The sequence below is a fragment of the Sphingomonas sp. SL1004 genome (genome assembly GCF_057815015.1).
Genome location: NZ_JBYMUX010000002.1, coordinates 60,183 through 79,143 on the forward strand (window position 1 = coordinate 60,183; position 18,961 = coordinate 79,143).

At 62.5% G+C, this 18,961-nt stretch carries 20 protein-coding genes; all 20 read left to right on the forward strand.

What is annotated here, in order from left to right:
* The first annotated feature begins 19 nt into the window (after window positions 1-19).
* The 20 genes from traL (at window position 20) to AC3D24_RS21055 (ending at window position 18,961) form a co-directional block, all read left to right on the forward strand.
* Entirely contained in the window at window positions 20-310 is a 291-nt protein-coding gene (traL, locus tag AC3D24_RS20960) for a type IV conjugative transfer system protein TraL (RefSeq protein ID WP_031439148.1), read from the forward strand.
* A 1-nt stretch (window position 311) separates the two neighbouring features.
* Window positions 312-884: a type IV conjugative transfer system protein TraE gene (locus tag AC3D24_RS20965; RefSeq protein ID WP_489033382.1), complete on the forward strand. Its 573-nt coding sequence runs from the start codon at window positions 312-314 to the stop codon at window positions 882-884.
* Window positions 881-1,699, forward strand: coding sequence for a type-F conjugative transfer system secretin TraK (locus tag AC3D24_RS20970; RefSeq protein ID WP_489033384.1), 819 nt, complete (start codon window positions 881-883; stop codon window positions 1,697-1,699). Before AC3D24_RS20965 ends, AC3D24_RS20970 begins: the two co-directional genes overlap by 4 nt.
* Window positions 1,700-1,702: 3 nt before the next feature.
* Window positions 1,703-3,040, forward strand: a complete 1,338-nt coding sequence (locus AC3D24_RS20975) for a TraB/VirB10 family protein (protein WP_489033385.1) — start codon at window positions 1,703-1,705, stop codon at window positions 3,038-3,040.
* Window positions 3,027-3,893 (forward strand): DsbC family protein, encoded by an 867-nt coding sequence (locus AC3D24_RS20980; protein WP_489033387.1) that lies wholly within the window; start codon window positions 3,027-3,029, stop codon window positions 3,891-3,893. The genes AC3D24_RS20975 and AC3D24_RS20980 overlap by 14 nt, the downstream gene beginning before the upstream one ends.
* Window positions 3,890-4,843 (forward strand): TraV family lipoprotein, encoded by a 954-nt coding sequence (locus AC3D24_RS20985; protein WP_489033388.1) that lies wholly within the window; start codon window positions 3,890-3,892, stop codon window positions 4,841-4,843. The genes AC3D24_RS20980 and AC3D24_RS20985 overlap by 4 nt, the downstream gene beginning before the upstream one ends.
* Window positions 4,840-7,422: a type IV secretion system protein TraC gene (gene traC, locus AC3D24_RS20990; protein ID WP_489033389.1), complete on the forward strand. Its 2,583-nt coding sequence runs from the start codon at window positions 4,840-4,842 to the stop codon at window positions 7,420-7,422. Before AC3D24_RS20985 ends, traC begins: the two co-directional genes overlap by 4 nt.
* Window positions 7,423-7,427: 5 nt before the next feature.
* Window positions 7,428-7,769 (forward strand): hypothetical protein, encoded by a 342-nt coding sequence (locus AC3D24_RS20995; RefSeq protein WP_489033391.1) that lies wholly within the window; start codon window positions 7,428-7,430, stop codon window positions 7,767-7,769.
* Window positions 7,766-8,419: a TrbI F-type domain-containing protein gene (locus tag AC3D24_RS21000; RefSeq protein WP_489033392.1), complete on the forward strand. Its 654-nt coding sequence runs from the start codon at window positions 7,766-7,768 to the stop codon at window positions 8,417-8,419. Before AC3D24_RS20995 ends, AC3D24_RS21000 begins: the two co-directional genes overlap by 4 nt.
* A 19-nt stretch (window positions 8,420-8,438) precedes the next feature.
* Window positions 8,439-8,951, forward strand: a complete 513-nt coding sequence (locus AC3D24_RS21005; protein ID WP_489033393.1) for a S26 family signal peptidase — start codon at window positions 8,439-8,441, stop codon at window positions 8,949-8,951.
* Window positions 8,948-9,586, forward strand: a complete 639-nt coding sequence (traW, locus tag AC3D24_RS21010) for a type-F conjugative transfer system protein TraW (RefSeq protein ID WP_489033395.1) — start codon at window positions 8,948-8,950, stop codon at window positions 9,584-9,586. The genes AC3D24_RS21005 and traW overlap by 4 nt, the downstream gene beginning before the upstream one ends.
* Complete coding sequence (locus AC3D24_RS21015; RefSeq protein ID WP_489033397.1) at window positions 9,586-9,864, forward strand: hypothetical protein; 279 nt, start codon at window positions 9,586-9,588, stop codon at window positions 9,862-9,864. The genes traW and AC3D24_RS21015 overlap by 1 nt, the downstream gene beginning before the upstream one ends.
* A gap of 23 nt (window positions 9,865-9,887) precedes the next feature.
* Window positions 9,888-10,877 (forward strand): conjugal transfer pilus assembly protein TraU, encoded by a 990-nt coding sequence (gene traU / locus AC3D24_RS21020; protein WP_489033797.1) that lies wholly within the window; start codon window positions 9,888-9,890, stop codon window positions 10,875-10,877.
* A 12-nt stretch (window positions 10,878-10,889) separates the two neighbouring features.
* Window positions 10,890-11,630, forward strand: a complete 741-nt coding sequence (gene trbC, locus AC3D24_RS21025; protein WP_489033399.1) for a type-F conjugative transfer system pilin assembly protein TrbC — start codon at window positions 10,890-10,892, stop codon at window positions 11,628-11,630.
* Entirely contained in the window at window positions 11,631-13,424 is a 1,794-nt protein-coding gene (locus tag AC3D24_RS21030) for a conjugal transfer protein TraN (protein ID WP_489033400.1), read from the forward strand.
* Window positions 13,425-13,458: 34 nt separating this feature from the next.
* Window positions 13,459-13,809 (forward strand): hypothetical protein, encoded by a 351-nt coding sequence (locus AC3D24_RS21035; RefSeq protein ID WP_489033401.1) that lies wholly within the window; start codon window positions 13,459-13,461, stop codon window positions 13,807-13,809.
* The gene (locus AC3D24_RS21040) at window positions 13,790-14,716 is read left to right on the forward strand and encodes a conjugal transfer protein TraF (protein ID WP_489033403.1); all 927 of its coding nucleotides are present in this window, start codon (window positions 13,790-13,792) and stop codon (window positions 14,714-14,716) included. The genes AC3D24_RS21035 and AC3D24_RS21040 overlap by 20 nt, the downstream gene beginning before the upstream one ends.
* 104 nt (window positions 14,717-14,820) lie before the next feature.
* Window positions 14,821-16,176: a conjugal transfer protein TraH gene (locus AC3D24_RS21045; RefSeq protein ID WP_489033405.1), complete on the forward strand. Its 1,356-nt coding sequence runs from the start codon at window positions 14,821-14,823 to the stop codon at window positions 16,174-16,176.
* A 12-nt stretch (window positions 16,177-16,188) separates the two neighbouring features.
* Window positions 16,189-18,408, forward strand: a complete 2,220-nt coding sequence (locus AC3D24_RS21050) for a conjugal transfer protein TraG N-terminal domain-containing protein (protein WP_489033407.1) — start codon at window positions 16,189-16,191, stop codon at window positions 18,406-18,408.
* Window positions 18,344-18,961, forward strand: a complete 618-nt coding sequence (locus tag AC3D24_RS21055; protein WP_489033409.1) for a hypothetical protein — start codon at window positions 18,344-18,346, stop codon at window positions 18,959-18,961. Before AC3D24_RS21050 ends, AC3D24_RS21055 begins: the two co-directional genes overlap by 65 nt.

Below are 18,961 nucleotides of genomic sequence, written 5' to 3' on the forward strand. Positions count from 1 at the left end.
CGTCTTTGAAGGTGGCGTGATGTCAGCCGATAAGTACGTGATCCCATCGCACCTCGACGATCCTGAGCTGATCGGGTTCTGGACGCTCGACGAGTTCCTCGCGATGGTTATCCCCTTCACTTGGGGGATCCTGTCCCAACACATCGTCATCGGGATCGGCTTAGCCGTCCTAGGCTGGTGGGCCCTTAGGAGGGCAAAGGCGGGACGGGCAACGTCGTGGCTGATTCATCTGGCGTATTGGCATCTGCCAGGCGGCTTCCCGTCGCTGCGCGCCACGCCACCTTCCTACCTCCGACTAATGGTGGGCTGACATGGATTTTTCCTACCAGCACGCGCAAAGCCAGCGCGTCCTTCGCCAGCGTAATGTCCTCGGTATAGCCGCACTGGTTCTTGCCGGTTTTGTTGCGCTTCTGCTCCTGATGTCGGCGACACGTAGCCGCGAAATCGTGCTGCAGCCTGTTCTTGGCTCGCCGGTCACGCTGTCCACGTCGGGCGTCTCGCGCGAGTATCTGGAGCTTGTGACCCGCGACACGGCCGTGCTGACGCTTAACCGCACGCCGAGCAGCCTCGACTATTGGATGAAGTCGGTTCTCGCGATGGTCTCGCCCAAGTCGCAGGGCAAGATCAAAGCCGACCTCCTCAAGATCGTCGATGAGCAGCGCGGCTCCAGCATGTCGCAGTATTTTACGCTCGAGGGCATGGAGATCGACCCCAAGGCGCTTCAGTCCACCGTGTCGGGCAAGCTCAACACCGTCATCGGCCAGAAAATCGTGTCATCCGAGCAGCGGACCTTTGTCTACGACTGGGAATATGCCGGCATGACCCTGAAGCTCGTCGGCTTCAGCATGGTCCAACCCAAGACCCGTCCGGGAGCTGCGATGTGACCGCAATCTACGCTTTTGGCAGCGCTGCGCTCGGCACTGCCCTCTCCAGCCGCAACTTTTGCTGGCTGAGCCGCATCGCCGGTGCCGCTCTAATTGCCGTGGCGATCTTCGTCTTTGCGGCCCCCGCCTTCGCGGCTGGCGACCAGACGCTAATGGCCGACGACGGTGCGCAGGTATCCTGCAACGCGTCCGCCAAGGATCTCACCCGGATCAGCCTTGTCGGTGACGAGTTCGCTGGTGTGTCCAAGATCAATACCGGCAACCCCTCGGACGACTTCTCCGTCGTCAACGAGCCGATCCGGGGCGACATCTACCTGTCGGTCCCGGAGGGCTTCGGTCGCCAACTCCTGTCGTTCTTCGGCACCAGCAAGCGCGGCTACGTCTACAAGTTCCAGTGCCGGATCAGCGGCGACCAGGCGGTGCAGGTGTTCGTCTCGAACCCCGCGATTGCCAAGGCCGACGCTGCGGAAGCCGGTACGACCACCAAGGTTGCACAAACCTCTTCGCCGGAAGAGGCCGCTGTAACGCTGGTGCAGGCGATGTACGCCAACAAGACGGTGGACGGCTTCGAGATGCGTCGGCGCTCGCTCAAGCCAGTCTATGTCGGCGACCTCAAGGTTCAGATGATCGCTGAATATCGCGGCGACGCTCTCACCGGCCGCGTCCTGCGCATCGAAAACAAGGGCACCAAGGAAACGGTGCTGACCGAGGCCAGCGTGGCGCCATCGAGCGCGCTCGCGGTCTCGATCGCCGAACCCAAGCTCGCGCCCGGTCGGGTCACGACCGCTTACCTCGTCTCGCGGAACGGAAACTAAGCCATGGGCATCAAGGATATCTTCTCACGCGAGCGCAAGCCGCTCGACGCTCCCGAAGCCGGCGATATCGACGGTGTATCCCCGATCGCATCGGAACTGGATGGCAACGTTGAGACCCGCAAGAAGCAGCAGATGAAGCTCGCTGCCGGGTGCGGCGTGGTCCTAGTGGCCTCGTCCTTCTGGATCTTCGGCGGTGACGACGCGGTCAAGAAGATCAATCCCGATAGCGCGGACAAGAAGACGGTCTCGGTCAGCGACATGACCAACAAGACCAAGTCCGAGCAGGAGTGGATGGCGCAGTCCGAAAACCGCTTCCAGTCCAACGAAAATCAGCTGAAGGGTGTCGAGGGCACCAACGCTCGCGTCGCGCAGCTAGCCGAGCAGCTCGACGCGATGCGCGCGCAGAACCAGTCGATGTCGAGCGATGGCCAGCGCGTCGTATCCGCCTATCAGGCCGAGAACGATCAGTTGCGTCGGCAGGTCAACGAGCGTGCCGCAGCGCCTGCCCCGATGCCCGGGCCGCAGGCGATGTACGGCCCTGGCAGTGCCGCCCTCTACGGTCGCCCCAGCGCGGCAGGCGCTACTGCCGGTCCGGACCTTCCGCCCGCGCGCCTCAGCGAAGTTAAGATGGTCTCCTTTGGCTCCCCCGAGGCCGGTAATGCCTCGAAGGTTTCCAAGGGCAGCACGGTCTACACCGACAGTCCGAACTACCTTCCACCCAACAGCTTTGCGAGCGCCAAGGTGATCGTTGGTGTCGATGCCGCAGCCGGCACCAACAGCCAGACCGATCCTTTGCCCGTCGTCCTTCGCGTCACCGGCCCCGCGCGGTCGGTGCTGCAAAACGGTAAGCTGCTCACGACGAGGATCCAGGGCTGCCTCATCAACGGTGCGGCGCGCGCGGAGCTTTCGAGCGAGAAGGTCTACGTGAAGCTACAGAAGATGACCTGCCCTCAGCCGGGCGGGCGCTATGCCGTGTCCGAGGTGAAGGGTTTCATCGCGTTCGGTGGCAAGACCGGCGTTCGCGGACGTGTCGTCAGCCGTGAAGGGTCGCTTGTAAGCCAGGCCTTTATTGCAGGTCTTGTCGGTGGGATCGGCAAGGGTTTCGCAGCCAATTCGAACTCTTTCCTGCAGGGCAACAATGTTCAGGTCAACGGCAAACGCCCGCAGCTCGGCATGGGCGACATTGCGCAAGGCGGGATCGGAAATGGCGTCGGCGAGGCCGGCGACATGGTCTCGAAGTATCTGATCGAGCGTGCCGAACAGTACCAGCCGGTCATCGAAATGCCGACCGGCGTCGACGTCGAAATCGTCTTCCTGGAGGGTGTTTATGTTCGGAACTGATAGCAGCGCCGACAGGCACCTGACCGTTGGTCGGGTGCTGGTTCTTCTTGCGATCGTCGCGGCGTTCATCGCGGCCGCGATCGGCGCGAAAGCCGCCTATGCCGCGCTTCGTCCCGCCGACGCATCGGTGATCGCCCTTCTGAAGGCTCGCCTGCCCAAGACGCAGGTCAGCAAGGTCGATTGCGCGATCGTCGACGGCCTCTGCGAAGTGACGGCGGGCAACAACCTGTTCTACGTCGATCGCTCGGGACGCTACCTCGTCATCGGTCGTGTCTACGACATGGAGACGCGGCAGGATCTCACCGCAACCCGCCTCCTCGAGATCAATCCGGACACGCTGATTGGCGGTGCAGCCAAGGCCAACAACGCACCCGAGGGCGGCGAGCCTCCCATTGCCAAGGCTGTCGGCGCTTCTGCCCCGGCCGCACCTTCGCGCATTTCGCTCGATGGCCTCCCCAAGGACGGCGCAATCGTGTGGGGCAACCAGTCGGGCAAGACGGTAACGGTCTTCAGCGACTTCCGCTGCGGCTATTGCCGTGCGCTCTCGAACACGCTGCGGTCGATGAACGTGCGTGTCGTCGAACGTCCGATCTCCGTTCTCGGCAGCCGCGACCTCGCCAATCAGGTCTATTGCGCCAAGAACCGCGAGACCGCGCTCCACCAGGCCTATGCCGGCGAGCCGCTGCGCAACTCTGCCACCTGCGACACCTCCGGCCTCGATGCCAATGAGCGCTTCGCTCGCTCGCACGGTCTGAACGGCACACCCGTCATCGTCCGCGCCGATGGCGCAATGATCGAGGGCTATCGTCCCAAGGAGGCGCTCGCCTCCTTCATCGCTGGAGGCCGGTCGTGAATAAGGTTCATGTTTGTCTCGCTGTCGCCCTTGCCTCCGGCACCATGATGACCGGCTGCACGACAATGGGCGGCAACATCAAGGGCAGCTTCACCTGTGTCGCGCCCGACGGCATCTGCGCGCCCAGTTCGACGATCGATGATCGCGCTCTGGCGATGATCGCCGGAGAGGATGGCGATCGTATGATTACGCCCGCTGGTCCCTACAGCGCGCCGCAAAGTGCCGGCCGCGGTTTCGATACCGCTGCCGCTGCGCCTGCGCGTAGCCAGGAGCGCGTCCTTCGCATCGTCTTCCCGGCGCAGATCGATGGTGCCGGCCGCCTGCACGAACAGACCGCGGTCCATGCCGTCGTCGAGCGCGGCGAATGGCAGCGCGCGCTGGCGAGCAACGCTGTCGCGACGACGCCGGCACAGGTTCAGGCGGCAACGGGCGGCGACACGCTGCTTGCAGCTGTCGACCGTGCGGATCCTCCCTTCATGGAGGATTCCGCGACTGCTGATCCGGACATGCCAAGCGCAGCTGCGGTTGCTGCCGCTCGCGTTCAGGCTGATCCGGTTGGTGACATCAAGGATCAGGTCGCGCGTCGGCTATCAAAAGCGCCGCGGCGCCTTTCGGTGTCGCCATCGGCACTCCTCACCCAGTCCGCGGTGACCTATGGCTCGAAGTCAGCGTCCCCAACGCCAAACTTGCCGGTTGCGGTTGGCGTGACCACCGCCTCCAAGCCCCTTTCCTCACCCGCGCCTGTACGTCGGGCCGTTACGTCAACCTCGGCACTCACGGCGCCGAAGTATGTAACTCCGGCTGGTCGCACCGCGATCGCCGCAGTCGGCGCCAACCCTGCGATTCGTGCAGGTCTTGCTCGCGCCGAACCTGAAGCGCGTGAGGCGGCAAAGACGGCGAACCCGCTGCCAGTGCTGCGCGCGTCCTCCTTCCCCGGAGTTGTCCAGTGAGCATCTTCAAAGGCCTACTCTCCACGCTCCTCGGCGACTCCGCCAAGCCTGAAAACGGCCGTCCGGACTCGGTTGTCCCGCGGTTTGTCCATTGGCTGCCGTACCGCAGCTACGATCCGAAGACGCAGATCTACTACAACAGCGCCTCGCGCGGGTTCTTCCTCGAAGCCACGCCAATGATTGGCGCGACCGAGCAGAGCCACGAGATGCTGGCGCAGCTGCTGTCCGAAGGCATTCCTACGCCCGGCGCGCTACAGGTCCATGGCTGGATGAGCCCACGCATCAGCGAGAAGCTCTCGCAGTGGTACATGCCGCGTTATTCGGCGTCGGGCATCTACGAGCGCATGGCGCGGCACCGCACCGAGTATTTGATGGGCGGCGTCTGGAATTCGCTGTCGGCATCAGCTCCCTTTTGCCTGCGCAATCACCGCCTCGGCCTGTCCTACTCGACCCCGGAATCGAGCCGCGTCTCGAACGAGGAAATCACCTCGGTCATGGAGGGTCTGATCTCGGCGCTGGAGTCGCTCGGCGTTCACGCCCGTGCCGTCGACCCAAAGGGCCTCATCTCGTGGATCGATGACATCACCTCGCCCACGACGGCACCCGGTGACGACACGATCACCTACAATCCGTTCGACCCGATCGCCGACCAGGCCGTGCGTCACGACCTCGAAATGAAGATCGAGCCGGACCGCATTCTCCTACGCACCGAGCGCTTCCGTCCGACTGGCAAGACCGTCGACCATGCCCCGGAGATCGGCGAGATCTACCCGGACACGTTTGACGTGCGCTCCTTCTCGGTGCGCAACCTGCCGCAGCGCTGGGCGCCCTGGGACATGGCCAAGCTCATTGGCGACATGTTCGCCGACAAGCTGCGCATGCCCTGCCCGGTGTCGACCAACCTGTGCCTCGACTTCCCGGACGCCGAAGCCTCCGGGCAGCGCGCCGGCCGGAAGTTCATGCGCACGACCAGCCTCGCCGACAGCAAGTCCGCGCGCATGTTGCCACAGCTGAAAAACCAGTCCGAGGAGTGGCGTTTCGTGAAGGACGAGCTGCGCCAGGGCCGCAAGCTGGTGCAGGCTTTTTACTCGGTCACCTCGTTCAGCTCGAAGGGCAAGGGCGACGCCAACGAGCGTGTCTTGAAGTCGGTGTACCGCGCGGCAGGCTGGGACCTGCTCGATGATCGCTATCTACAGATCCAGGGCGTCCTCGCCGCAATGCCAATGACGATGGCCAATGGCCTGTCGTTCGACCTCAAGAACATGAAGCGGCTACGCACCGTCCTGACCACGACGGCGGCAAGTCTCATGCCGCTCCAAGGCGAATATCTGGGTGGCAACAATCCGCATTTGATGCTGATCGGCCGGCGCGGTCAGCCCTTCTTCTGGTCGCCATTCGAGAACACCGCCGGCAACCACAACGTCGCGGTTTTTGGCAAGTCGGGCTCGGGCAAGTCGGTGGCACTGCAGGAGCTGTGCGCCTCGATGGTCGGCGCCGGTGCCAAGGTCGTCGTGATCGACGACGGCCGGTCGTTCGAGCACTCCTGTAAGCTGCAGGGCGGCGCGTTCGTCGAGTTCACGATGTCGTCGGGCTTCTGCATCAACCCGTTCTCGATGATCGATCCGGTGCTGGCGGAGACCGATGAGGATTACCTCATGGACTGCTTCGCGATGCTGAAATCGATCGTGAACCAGATGGCCCGTCACATCGACAAGCTCGACGATACCGAGCGCGGCCTGATCGACGGCGCGATCAACAAGGTCTGGGCAGAGAAAGGCCGGCAGGGCTCGGTTAACGATGTCATCGCGGCCCTCGACGTAACCACAAACCCGCTCGCCATCAATCTCGCGATCGCGATGCGCCCCTTCTCGACCGACGGCACCTATGGCCGCTTCTTCGAGGGCGAGGTGTCCTTCCAGCTCAAGAACAACCTGACGGTGTTCGAGCTGTCGGACCTTTCGTCACGGGAGGAGCTTCGTAGCGTCGCGCTGACGGCGATCATGTTCATGGCGTCACAGGCGATGCGCCGCGAGGACCGCTCGGTTCCCAAGGCGCTGCTGCTCGATGAGGCGTGGCAGATGCTGAAGGGCGGCTCGATGGCCGACTTCATCGAAGCCTATGCGCGTACCTGCCGCAAATACGGCGCGTCGCTGGTGACCGCCACGCAGAGCCTAAACGACTATTACAAGTCGGACGGATCGAAGGCGGCGCTGGAGAACAGCGACTGGTTCGTCATCCTGCAGCAGAAGGCGGAGACGATCGCCGACTTCAAGAAGCACGATCGCTTCGAGATGGACGACTACACCGACGCGCTGCTCCGCTCATTGAAGCGGAACGGCTCCGAGTATTCCGACGTGATGATCAAGGGACCGGAGACGCTGGCGGTCGGTCGGCTCGTCCTCGATCCCTATTCGGCGACGGTCTACTCGTCGTCTCCGCGCACGTTTGCGGCGATCCACGACCTGCTCGCGCAAGGCCTGACGATGGAAGAGGCGATCGAGCGGATCGCCTACCCCGACAACCCTGAGAAATGGACCGAGACCGCAGCGGATGAAGGCTTCGGAATCGCAGCGGAGTGACAGCTATGGCAACCGTTCTTCAGCCTCTCCATACGACACACAAAGTCGACTACGGCTATTTTCTCTATTTCGGCCTGCACTTCGCCGGCTTCCTGGCCACGACGCTGCTGATGACGTGGGGCGTATTCGTCCTCTTCTTCTTGGCTATCGGCAGCTTCTCGCTCGATGGCATGATGAACCATCTGCAGAACCTGACCAGCCGCTACCTCGCGGCCGATGCCGACCGCGTGAACCAGTTCAAGATGATCGTCGGTATCGTTCATATGGTCATCACCGGCGCGATCATCTTCTTTCGCCGTCACGCCATTTTGCCGCGTGACGCTGCTCGCCGGGAGCATCGCGCATGACCGAGACGATAACCACACCCACGGCCGAACCCATGGCTTCGCCTGTCGCTGTGACGGTTCGGCGCAAGACGGTGTTCGCCGGCTACACCGCCGCGCAGTTGCTGATTGCTGCCGCCCTCGTCCTGGCGCTGGTCTGGGCCATGTGGGTCACCAAGGTTGTGACTGCTGAGAAGCCGCAGCACATCGTTAAGGCAGACCTGTCCCGTATCGTTGGCGAGTACGTCCAGGCGCAGGCCCGTAGCGCGACCCCGCCCGACCAGGTCCAGGCGCAGATGCGCACGTTCATGGCATCGCTCGATACTGAGTTGCAGCGTCGCGGTGCGGCTGGCCAGGTCATTCTCGTCGGCGAGGCTGTGCTGTCCAAGAGCGTGCCCGACATCACCGCCGACGTCGCGAGAGCCGTTTACGCGTCTGGCGTAAAGACACCGATGCCGGCGACGCCCGCGCAGATGGGGTCGATGATGCAGGGTCAGGTGCCTGCCGCGCCGGCGATCGCGCCTGTCGAAATGGCGCAAGTCGCACCCGTTCCCGCCGCGCCGAACCCCTTTGCCGCAGCGCCTGCCCCCGCCACTGCGCAGGACGTCGCACCGGTTGATCCGTCGGTTGCTGGCGCAATGGTCTCGAGCTTTGGCGGTCCCGGTGGCCAGTAAGGCAATTGCGGCGCCAGCAGTGGCCACGGGCTTCCGTCCCCGCAAACGCCTCTGGGCAGCGCTTGGCTTGTTCGTCGCCGGTGGGATCTCGCTGAACGCGATCGCCGAGTGGCGCGACACGCACGGGCTGCTCATCAACGCGTCGGAATCGCTGCCAAACTGGGCATTCGTGATTCACAAGACGGCAGTGCCCAAGCGTAGCGAGTACGTCTTTTTCGTGCCGCCTGCCGTGCCGCTCGTCATCAAGCATTTCGGTGCGAAGAAGCAGATGTTCGGCAAGATTGTCTACGGCATGCCGGGTGACACCGTCGTGCACCGCGGCGCGGATGTGTTCGTCGCCGGCAAGCTCGTCAGCCACATGAAGCCTGTCACCAAACTGGGCGAGCCTCTGGTTGCTGGCCCGACGGGCGTGATCCCGCAGGGCTGCTACTATGTCGGCAGCCCGCACAAGGACGGTTTCGACAGCCGCTATGCCGCGATCGGTTACGCCTGCTCGGACAAGATTGTCGGCGTTGGGCAGCCAATCCTGTGAAGCGAGCGATCGACTCCTTCGCAATCGTCGCCCTCCTATCGATTTCGCTGACCTCGGCAACGCGCGCGAGCGATCACGGCGTCATCGGCCAGGTCTTTCCGATCATCGAGCCAGATTTGCTGACGACGATCGAGGCCCGCCTGCAGCGTCTCCAAGCCGTCGGCGGGATCGACCGCATGAACGCGGAGTTCGCCAAGCGGTCCGAGGCGCGCGTGCGTCGGCCGAAGCCCGTCGCCGGTATCACCGCGGCAACGGAGCCACGCAGCTGGGCCTATGATCCGACGATCGTCATCGAGCGAGACGTGCAGGACCAGAAGGGCAATTACATCGCTCGTGCCGGCCAGACCGTGAACCCGCTCGATTTCGTGGCGGTCCATCAAGCGCTTGTTTTCGTCGACGGCGATGACGCCGCACAGATGGAATGGGCGACGTCGCAGTATAGCGACCTGAAAGCCAAGATCATCCTCGTGAACGGCTCGCCGATCGAGGAGATGACCAACCGCAAGCGGCGCTTCTACTTCGATCAGGAAGGTCGGCTCACCGGCAAACTCGGCATTCGGCACACCCCGGCCGTTGCCGTCCAGAATGGCCGCGTCCTGAAGCTCTCCGAAATCAAGCTGAAGGGAATAAGCTGATGCCTTTGTGGCTCGACCTCCTGCGCACGCCAATGGCGGCCCCTGAAACCGACGACCTGCGCACCATGCGCCGGACCTTCCAGGTGCTCTGCGTCCTGTCGGGTATCGGTGTGATCGCAATCTCGCCGCTCGTTGCCCTGTTCGGGCGGCCCGCCTCGTTCGTCGTGGCGGCGACCCTGGCAACGACGGCGTTACACACCGCGCTCTACGTCTTCCGGAAGAACCGCGCCGACAACGCCTTCCTCGACGCCGCACAGTCGTCGGAGGAGCACGCGTGAAGCTCTTGCGCTCTCTGACGCTGTTGCTGGTTGCGTTCGTGCTTTCGACGACACTTAGCCCTCGCGCGGAGGCGCAATCGAAGTGCTCGGGCAAATTCGTGAATCCGATCACCGACGTCTGCTGGTCGTGCCTCTTCCCGCTCTCGGTTGGCGGCCTCAAGATCTGGCCGAGCAATCGCGCCGACACGGAAAACCCGTCCCTCCCCGTCTGCGCGTGCGGCAGTCCGGTGCCGCGCATCGGCATTTCGGCCGGCTTCTGGGAACCCGTGCGTCTTGCCGACGTCACCACCAAGCCATGGTGCTTCGTCAATCTGGGCGGCACGAAGATCGCTCCCGGGTTCGACATCGGGCAGGGCCAGCTATCCGGCCCCTCGCAAACCGGCGGGAACGGTCAGAACACCTCCAAGTGGCACGTCCACTGGTACGTCTATCCGCTCCTCTACTGGATGGAGATCCTGACCGACTTCCTGTGCTTCGAGCAGGCATCGTTCGACATCGCCTACATGACCGAGGTCGATCCGCTCTGGCAGGATGACTCGCTGACCGCGCTTATCAATCCCGAAGCCGTGCTCTTCTCGTCGCCTATCGCGCAAGCCGCGTGCGCCGGCGACTGCATCGCTGCAACCGCCAAGCTGCCGCTCGACGCGACCTTTTGGTGCGCCGGCTGTCAGGGTCCGATGTATCCGGTCAACGGCAACATCGCCGCCTCGATCGGTCATGTGCAGGCGTCGCGCCTTGCACTGGCTCGCTTCGCCTTCAAGATCCACCGCGAAGGTCTCGCTTGGGGCACGATGGGCTCCAAGGGCCTGTGCAACAAGTACCCGATGCCGGTGCTGCGCAAGCAGCAATACCGCGTCCAGATGGTCAACCCGATCCCGATGGTCAGCGGCAAGATGGCCTGTTCGCCGCTCGGGGCCTCGACCATGCCACCACAGGCAGGCCGGTCCTTCCCCGTGAAGGGCGAGGACATGGGTTACCTCGTCTGGCGCAAACGCAACTGCTGCGTGCTCTGAGGAGAGACAATCATGCGCCGCATCACCATCGTTATCGCCGCAATCGCTGGGCTCGCCGGCATCCAGGCGATCGCCCAGACCGTCGATGGCCTCGATCTCGAGGCCATCAAGCGCAGCTCGGCCGCCATGCAGGGTGACGCCGACATCTTTGCCGAACACGTCCGTAATCGCGGCGATGCCTTCCGCGAAGAAGCCGTCGCCATTCAGGCAAAAAGCAGCGCCAACCTCACATCGCTCGCGAAGGCGGATCTGCCGGTGAACGGGGACGGTGCGTTCGATTTCGACGAGATCATCAAGGGGGCTAGCCAGAACGTCGCCGGCACCAAGGGCGACGCGCCGCAGTTCATCGCCTTTGCCAGCCTATCGATGCCGCCCGCGGCCCTTCGTCAGCTCATTGCCGACACGGCCAAGGCGGGCGGTGTGGTTGTCTTCCGGGGCTTCCCGAACAACTCGATGAAGGCCTTCAGCGCCATGCTGGGCAAGGTCGTCACCGACAAAGATCAGCTGTCCAATGTCGGCATCGACCCGCGGCTCTTTCGTGCATTCAACGTCGAGGCGGTTCCGACCTATGTTGCCGTCTCGACCGACTTCGATCTCTGCTCGGGCGTGAATTGCACCACCTCGGTGCCGACACACGACAAGATCACCGGCAACGTCTCGGTTCGCTATGTGCTCGACACCTTCGTCGCGGCGCACGGCCCCGGTGCCGGCGTGGCATCCGTCGCATTGCGTAACCTCAGCAAGGGCGTCTGAGTGAAGCGCGTCGCTTTCTCTTTGCTACTGAGCGTCCTGGCGGGCGCCACCAGCGGCGTCGTCGCACAGACGACGATCGAGGAAGCACGCAAGCAGGGCGCTGATCTTGGAAAGTCGATGCGTGCTGACGAAAGCCTTGGCCCGAACGATGCCAAGCTCGCGCAGCTGCCGGGATATGGCGGCACCGATCTGGCAGAGAAGGTCTATTTCGACGATCCCGACCGCCTGGTAGTCGACGGTGGCTCGAAAGCTGGCACCGACGAGGCGTTCGGCACGGTGACCGATCGCGCACGCACGCGGGCGACCTTCAGCAATGCCGAGATCCTAGCGGCGACCTCGCGCGGCACCGCGATCGAGAAGGACCCTGACACCTATCTGGGCGGTCAAAGCCTTGGCGGTGCGGAGGGAACATGCACGGCCCTTCCTCCTTCCGTCGGCTCAAAGGGCTATTACGAGGCTACCTGCAACAAGGGGTCGAAAGTTACGGACACGGTCGAGGCCTGCCGCGGAAACGTCGTGCCTACCGTCGTCAACACCGCGCGCTGGTTCTACTACGGCGTTCTCGACAAAAACGAGGGCTACGGGTTCGCCAAAAACAGCGTCATGCAGGCGAAGGTCAATGCAGGCGTTTGCCGGGCAGAACCGGTCTCCAAGCACATCTGCGACGCGCAGATCGATCTTGGCGGTGGCGCTAACGACGTCGAAGGCTACCGCAAATACTGCAAGAAGAATGTCAGCGGCACGGCGCAGCTGTATTCCTGCAATGCCGAATTGTCGGCCGCTGAGATCGCCAGCCACCACAACTTTGCGACTGGTACGGCCTATCTGAAGAAGGAAGGGACAGTCAGCGTTACCGTCGCCCGCAACGAAGGCACCTGCCCGGCGCTGGCGGCCGACACGACCTGCGTTCCGCAAGCGGCCGAAGTCTGCACCGAAGGCCCTGAAACCCGGATTATCGACGGTGTGTCGGTGACGCAGGCGTGCTGGGCGTGGTCGCGCTCCTTCACCTGTCAGCGCCTCACACCGGCCAGCGATTGCAGCGCGCTCGACGACAACAAGCTGTGCAAATTCCTTCGCGACGAGTGCCTCGACGATCCGCAGAGCGGCGCCTGCAAGGTGTCGCAGCGTGTCTATAGCTGCCCGCTGCCCGACGATAAGGCGCCTGCCGACAAGCAGTATGTCTGTGGCGGCGACGTCTATTGTCTGAATGGCAGCTGTGAGACGATCGAGCGCGAGGCGTCTACCGAGTTCAAGGACGCGCTGGTCGCGCTCCATTCGATCGGCGACGCCGGCAAGCAATTTGATCCGGACAACCTCACCGTCTTTTCCGGTGAGCGGGGCACCTGCAACAAGAAGATTTTTGGTGCTTCGAATTGCTGCTCGGGGAGCGGCGTTCCGCTGCTCACGCCGTGGCTGTGCAGTTCGGCCGAAAAGCAGCTCGACGAAAAGGACGATAAGGGGCTCTGCCACAAGGTGGGATCCTACTGTTCCGACAAGGTGCTTGGCATCTGCGTCACGTCGAAGGACGCCTATTGCTGCTTCGGTAGCAAGCTCTCTCGCATCCTCCAGGAGCAGGGCCGTCAGCAGATCGCCAAAGCTTGGGCCAAGCCCAAGGATGAAACCTGCAAGGGGTTCACGATCGAGGAGTTTCAGCGCCTCGACCTGAGCCAGATGGATTTTTCCGAAGTCTACGCGGAGTTCATGGATGCAGCAAAGCTGCCCAGCGAAGTCTCGGTGATGGCCGACATTCAAACCAGGATTCAGGGGTACTATGACCTTCACGGGAGCAAATGATGCAAGCAGTCCGGGGGGGCCATGTTCGATCGACATGTCGGTGCTCGATCTTGCCATTTTCCTCCGCATCCACCGGTCCGGTCGGGGCACCTCGGCCGGTGAGGTCGCACAGACCATCTCGCATTGGTTTCAGTGCGACATCGATCCGCACCAGGTCGAACAGGCCTTTCCGCGCATGGTGGACAAGGGTTGGCTGGTTCGCCGGGAAACCGGAATGCGTGCGACGATCATGGGGCGAAAGCACGGCCGGAGCCACCTTCGTGGCATCGTCCGGATGCTCGATCAGGGCACTAGGATGCTCGACGTGGCCGCGATGATGTCAGTTCTCAAACTCGCAATGATTGAGCTCGACGGGGAGCATGATGATGACGACGATCAAGACTAAGCGTGCCGGTCGGTTGACCGCTACCATCCTAATGCTGCTTGCGGCGACCGCTCCTGTCGGAACGCCCGCGCTCGCGCAGGCCGTCGATCTGCAGAGCGCGTCGATGGCTGAGGCTATCGATGACGACGATGCGCAGGCCACAAATGCTGTGGTCCAGCCAGAATTTGATCGGACGTCTGACGCCCCGGAGCAACAGCAGAGCGGCGACTTCTATTGCGGCGAGCGGAAACTCGGCCAGTGGTTCTACTGCGAGCGGCCCAAGGCCAAACCGACCGCTCCGCAGGCGTCCACGCAGCCGCAGCAGTCGTCGACGGTGCAGCTGAAGGCAATCACCAAGCAGCTCGACGAACTGAAGGCACGCGCCATCCTCGAGCCGAGCGAAGCGAATGTGATCGCCTATGTCCGCTACCAGCGCGAACAGCTCGATCGGGCGTCGACCTTCTCCGACACCTGGCAGCGGGCGCTCTGGCAGAACCCGGACATCGACTACACGCTGCAGCGGCCGGTCTCGACGGTCGGCAAGCGCGCTTGGACCGACAACCGCGCCGCGACGCGTGACCAGGTCCTGTCGCGCCTCGGTCAGCGCTACGGCATGTTCTATTTCTTCGCGCAGTCGTGTGCTGCCTGTGAGGTCTTCTCGCCGATCCTGCGCTCGGTTGCCGAAAGCCACCGCATTACCGTCATGGCCGTGTCGACGGATGGCGGTCCGAGCCGCCAGTTTCCCAACTATGTCGTCGACAGCGGGCAGCGTCAGCGCATGGGCGTGCCCTTGGCCACGCCAGCGCTCGTCCTGTTCGACACTGTGACGCGCAAGACGGTCCCCGTTGGCTTCGGTGTCATGTCGGCTGACGAAGTGATGGAGCGCATTTTCATGCTGACCAACTCCAAGCCCGGAGGTGACTTCTGATGGCGCACACTCCCTTTCCTCGCCCCTCACCTCTCCGCGCCTTCCTTCGCCGAACCGCGGCGGTCGCCCTGAGCCTCGGTGCTGCCAGCATGATCCCGGCTGGTATGGCCCGGGCCGACGTTGCCGGGCAGATGAATGACTTCTTCCAGGACGCAGGTGGAGCCGCCAACGTCACCGGCCCCAGCGCTTACCAGGGTCAGACCGCTGGCTATTACTCAATGGGCAACGTCTGGAGCCGATTCCCGCAGAAAAGCGTCCAGCCCTTCAATCTGCAGATGCCAAAGGTGTCGGCGGGTTGTGGCGGGATCGACCTGTTCACCGGTTCCTTCAGCTTCATCAATGGCGCCGAGATGGTCGCAATGCTGAAGGCGACTGCTAACAACGCGCTGGGCTTCGCCTTCCAGCTCGCGATCGACAGCGTCTCGCCCGAGATCGGCAAGGTCATGGATAGCATGGCCAACAAAGCGCAGCAGATGAACCAGATGAACATCTCGTCGTGTGAAGCAGCGCAAGGTCTGGTCGGATCGGTCTGGCCGAAAATGGCGGGCGCACGCTCGACGGTCTGCGCGGCAGTCGGCAATTCGCAAGGCAAGTTTTCCGATTGGGCACGCTCCCGGCAGGGTTGCGGCGCTGGCGGGGAGCAGGACGCCACGCTCGATGGGAACACCGATCCGACGATGGCCGACAAGATCCCGGGCGCGCCGCGTAATTACACCTGGGATGCGATCAAGAAATCGAACAAATTCGGCAGCGACAAGGAGTTTTCCGAGTTTCTGATGACGCTGGTCGGCACGATTGTCATCAACCCGAAGGCGGCGGAAGGAAAGATTGTTGGCTTTGTCGGTCCGGCTGAGGATGCCGTCGTAACCGCTCTCCTCGACGGTCCCGGCACCGGAACGCCGGTCAAGATCCTGCACTGCGACGACGACGAGAAGTGCCTGAATATGACCGAGCAGACGCTCCGTCCGGGGCCTGGTCTGCGCTCCAAGATCAAGACGATGATCGACTCTATCAACACCAAGATCCGTACCGATGCGGCATTGGATGCGCAGGAGCAGCAGCTCCTCAACATGACGACGCTGCCGCTTTACAAGATGCTCGCGGTGCAGGCGATGGCGCACCAGAGCTTCTCGCCCGGTGAGACCAACGCGCTTGCCGAGATCGTCTCGGTCAACCTCCTGTCCGCGATGATCGAGAACATGCTCGACCGGATCAGCCAGTCGACCGTGCAGGTGCAGCCCGCCGATGCCGAAATGGGTAAGATGTGGCGCGACCAGCTGAGCGAGGCGCGTAACCGCTATGCGCAGCGCAACGTCGAGTTGAAGGCTGTGCTCAACCAGACGCTCGCGCTCATCAACCAGTCGGTGATGGTGGAGTCGACCCTGCAAAACAGCATGTCGCCGGCGATGGCAGCCTCGCTCGATTTCTCGCGCGGCCTGAGCGCGCAGGGCCTCAACTAAGGACGATTGGCGATGCTCGAGGTCTTCACGATTGGCGGTGGCGAATACATCGTCAACACGTTCAACGCGGTAGCGGCATGGACTGGAGGCGGTGGCTACCGATCGCTTCTCCGTGTGGTGATGGTCCTCGGCTTGATTTACGCGTTGCTAGCTGTCGCCTTCACGATGAACGTGCGTGCATGGCTGAACTGGTTTCTCGGCTCGTCGTTGATCTACACCTGCCTGATGGTGCCAACCGTCACCGTGAAGGTTACCGACCGCGTAAATCCATCGCTTGCGCCTGCCGTCGTGGCAAACGTGCCCCTTGGGCTCGGCGTCATCGCCAGCTTCACCAGCCAGGTCGGTGACTGGCTGACGCGTACCGCGGAAACGGTGTTCACGATGCCAAGCCAGCTTAGCTACTCGACCAACGGCATGGTCTATGGCGCGCGGCTACTCGATGCGACACGCAACTTCCAGATCCGTGACGCCGAGTTTGCGACGAACCTGTCGGCGCACTTCAAGAACTGCGTCTTCGGCGACATCATGCTCGGCCAGAAGTCGATGACGGACCTCGCCTCGGCCAAGGATCTCTGGGCGGCTATGGGACCTGGGTCGGCTGCGCGCTCGCAACCTTGGGTCGATCGTTCGGGTGCCGCAACCACCAGCAGCATCATTCCGTGCCGGCAAGCCTACGGCATGCTCGATGGCCTTTGGCATACCATGATCGAGGCTCACACCTCGCTTTGGGCGAAGGAAACCTATCCTAAGCTGTCCACCTCGGTCGCCTCTGCCAAGCTTCGCAGCGAAGTGCCGATCGTCAATCAGGCGTTCACGGCTTCCAGCGCGAACTACGAGACGATCTTGCGCCAAAACACGGCTATTAATGCATTCATGCAGGCGCGTGACGGCATGGCCGGTGGTCCAGGCGCGGCGTCGATCGATACGTTCGCGACCACGCGCGCAGACATCCAGGCGCGCAATACGTACAATTCGATCGCACAACAGGCGATGAGCTGGGTCCCGATCCTCAACATCGTCCTTACCGTCGTGTTTTACGCGATGTTCCCCGTCATCTTTCCGCTGTTCCTGATGCCTCAGACCGGCGTCGGCGCCCTTAAGGGGTATCTGACCGGGTTCTTCTACCTCGCTGCATGGGGGCCGCTTTACGTCATCCTCCACATGATTTGCATGACGCGGGCGACTAGCGCAGCGCAGGGTGTCGCGGAGGGCGGCATGTCGCTTGGGACCTATGCCGGAATCGGGGCGGTCAACGCGGAGACCGCGACTATCGCGGGCTTCATGCTCATGTCGGTGCCTTTCCTTGCGGCAGGTCTCGCAAAGGGGGCCATGAGCATTTCCGGTCAGGCGACGTCGGTCCTTTCGCCGGCACAAAACGCTGCTGAAGCTGCCGCAGCGGAGCAGACGACCGGCAATTACAGCTACGGCAACACCAGCTTCGCTAATTCAACGTCCAACATGCGTCAGAGCAATCAGTGGTCGGACGCGCCGACATTTTCGTCGGGCGGCATGGCGTCTAGCTTCCGTCACGATAACGGTGCGACGACTAACTCGTTTGGTGATGGTCAGAATGTCTATGACAACTCGCGCGCCATGTCGAATATCGGGTTCAAGCCGCAACTTAGCCAAGGCTCTGTTGCCACTGAAAGCCGGCAGTCGACGATGGCAGCGCGCGTCGCTGACGGGTTCGAGCAGGCAAGCCGTCGCGAGGTCTCGCACCTTAATGCGCTTCGGAACGGCCATTCTTGGTCGAGCGAGAACTCGTCTGGTTTCGACGCAAGCTCCGGTGTTCGTAGCGGGAGTAACACCGAGGTCAGTGATCGGAATACGATCACCGGGACCGACGGCGTCCAAAACAGCCAGAGCGTTGGTAATGGAACGCGGCAGCAGTCGGAAACGGGCAAAGTAACTAACTGGTCGGATGTTGTTAGTGCTGGTGCGAAAGTCAGCGTAGGAAATGGCGGTGGTGGTAAGGGCGGAGGCGTTCTTGGTGCTGTGGCAAGTTCTGCCGGTCTTAAAGGCGAGGCCAGCGCTGGTTACAACAATAGCTATTCCCGCTCGGATACCAGCAATAAGAGTAACAGCTCGTCTAGCAACCGGGACAACTCTCTCTCTGTCACCGACGGTGTAAGTCGTGACCATGCGACCGGGACGACTGTCAGCACCAATGATGGGACCTTCAGTCAGTCCGGGCAGTTTTCACGCTCGCAGCAAAGCGAATCCCGAACTTAAAGCTATCGAGGAATCGCTCAGCCGCATCGAGTCCTACAACGAGCAGGCTCGTCACTATCGTGAACTATCACAGTCGCTGGAGCAGCATGCCAGTTTCGCCGAAAGTTCAGGATTTAACCTTACGCAGGATCTCAGCCAAGATCTTGCCCGGTATTATGACAAGGAGGTGGCAAATGCCCCTTCTGGCGTCCTGCCCGGCCTGTGGGAAACGAACCTCAGTTCGACGCAAGAGGGTATGCGCAACGCCGCTATCGGGAAGTGGGCCAATCAACGATCGGAAGCGATCGAGCGCGACATTCAGAGCGCCCTCAGCAATCCAGCGCTGAAAGGCATGGAATTGCCCGGCGTGGCCTCCGAGACGAGCATCGTCGGTCGCTATTCGGGTGGTAGCGGGCTTCGTTCGCCCCAGCCTGTTGCTAGCAGTAAACCCTCGACGGCACGGGAGGATGGGTTCGTTACTGCCGGGGCAGCCGATCTTCTGGGTGAAAAACATCGCCGTGACATGGATGCGCGTGTTTCGCTGGCGAATGGTCCTGCAGGGCCTGATCGGTGA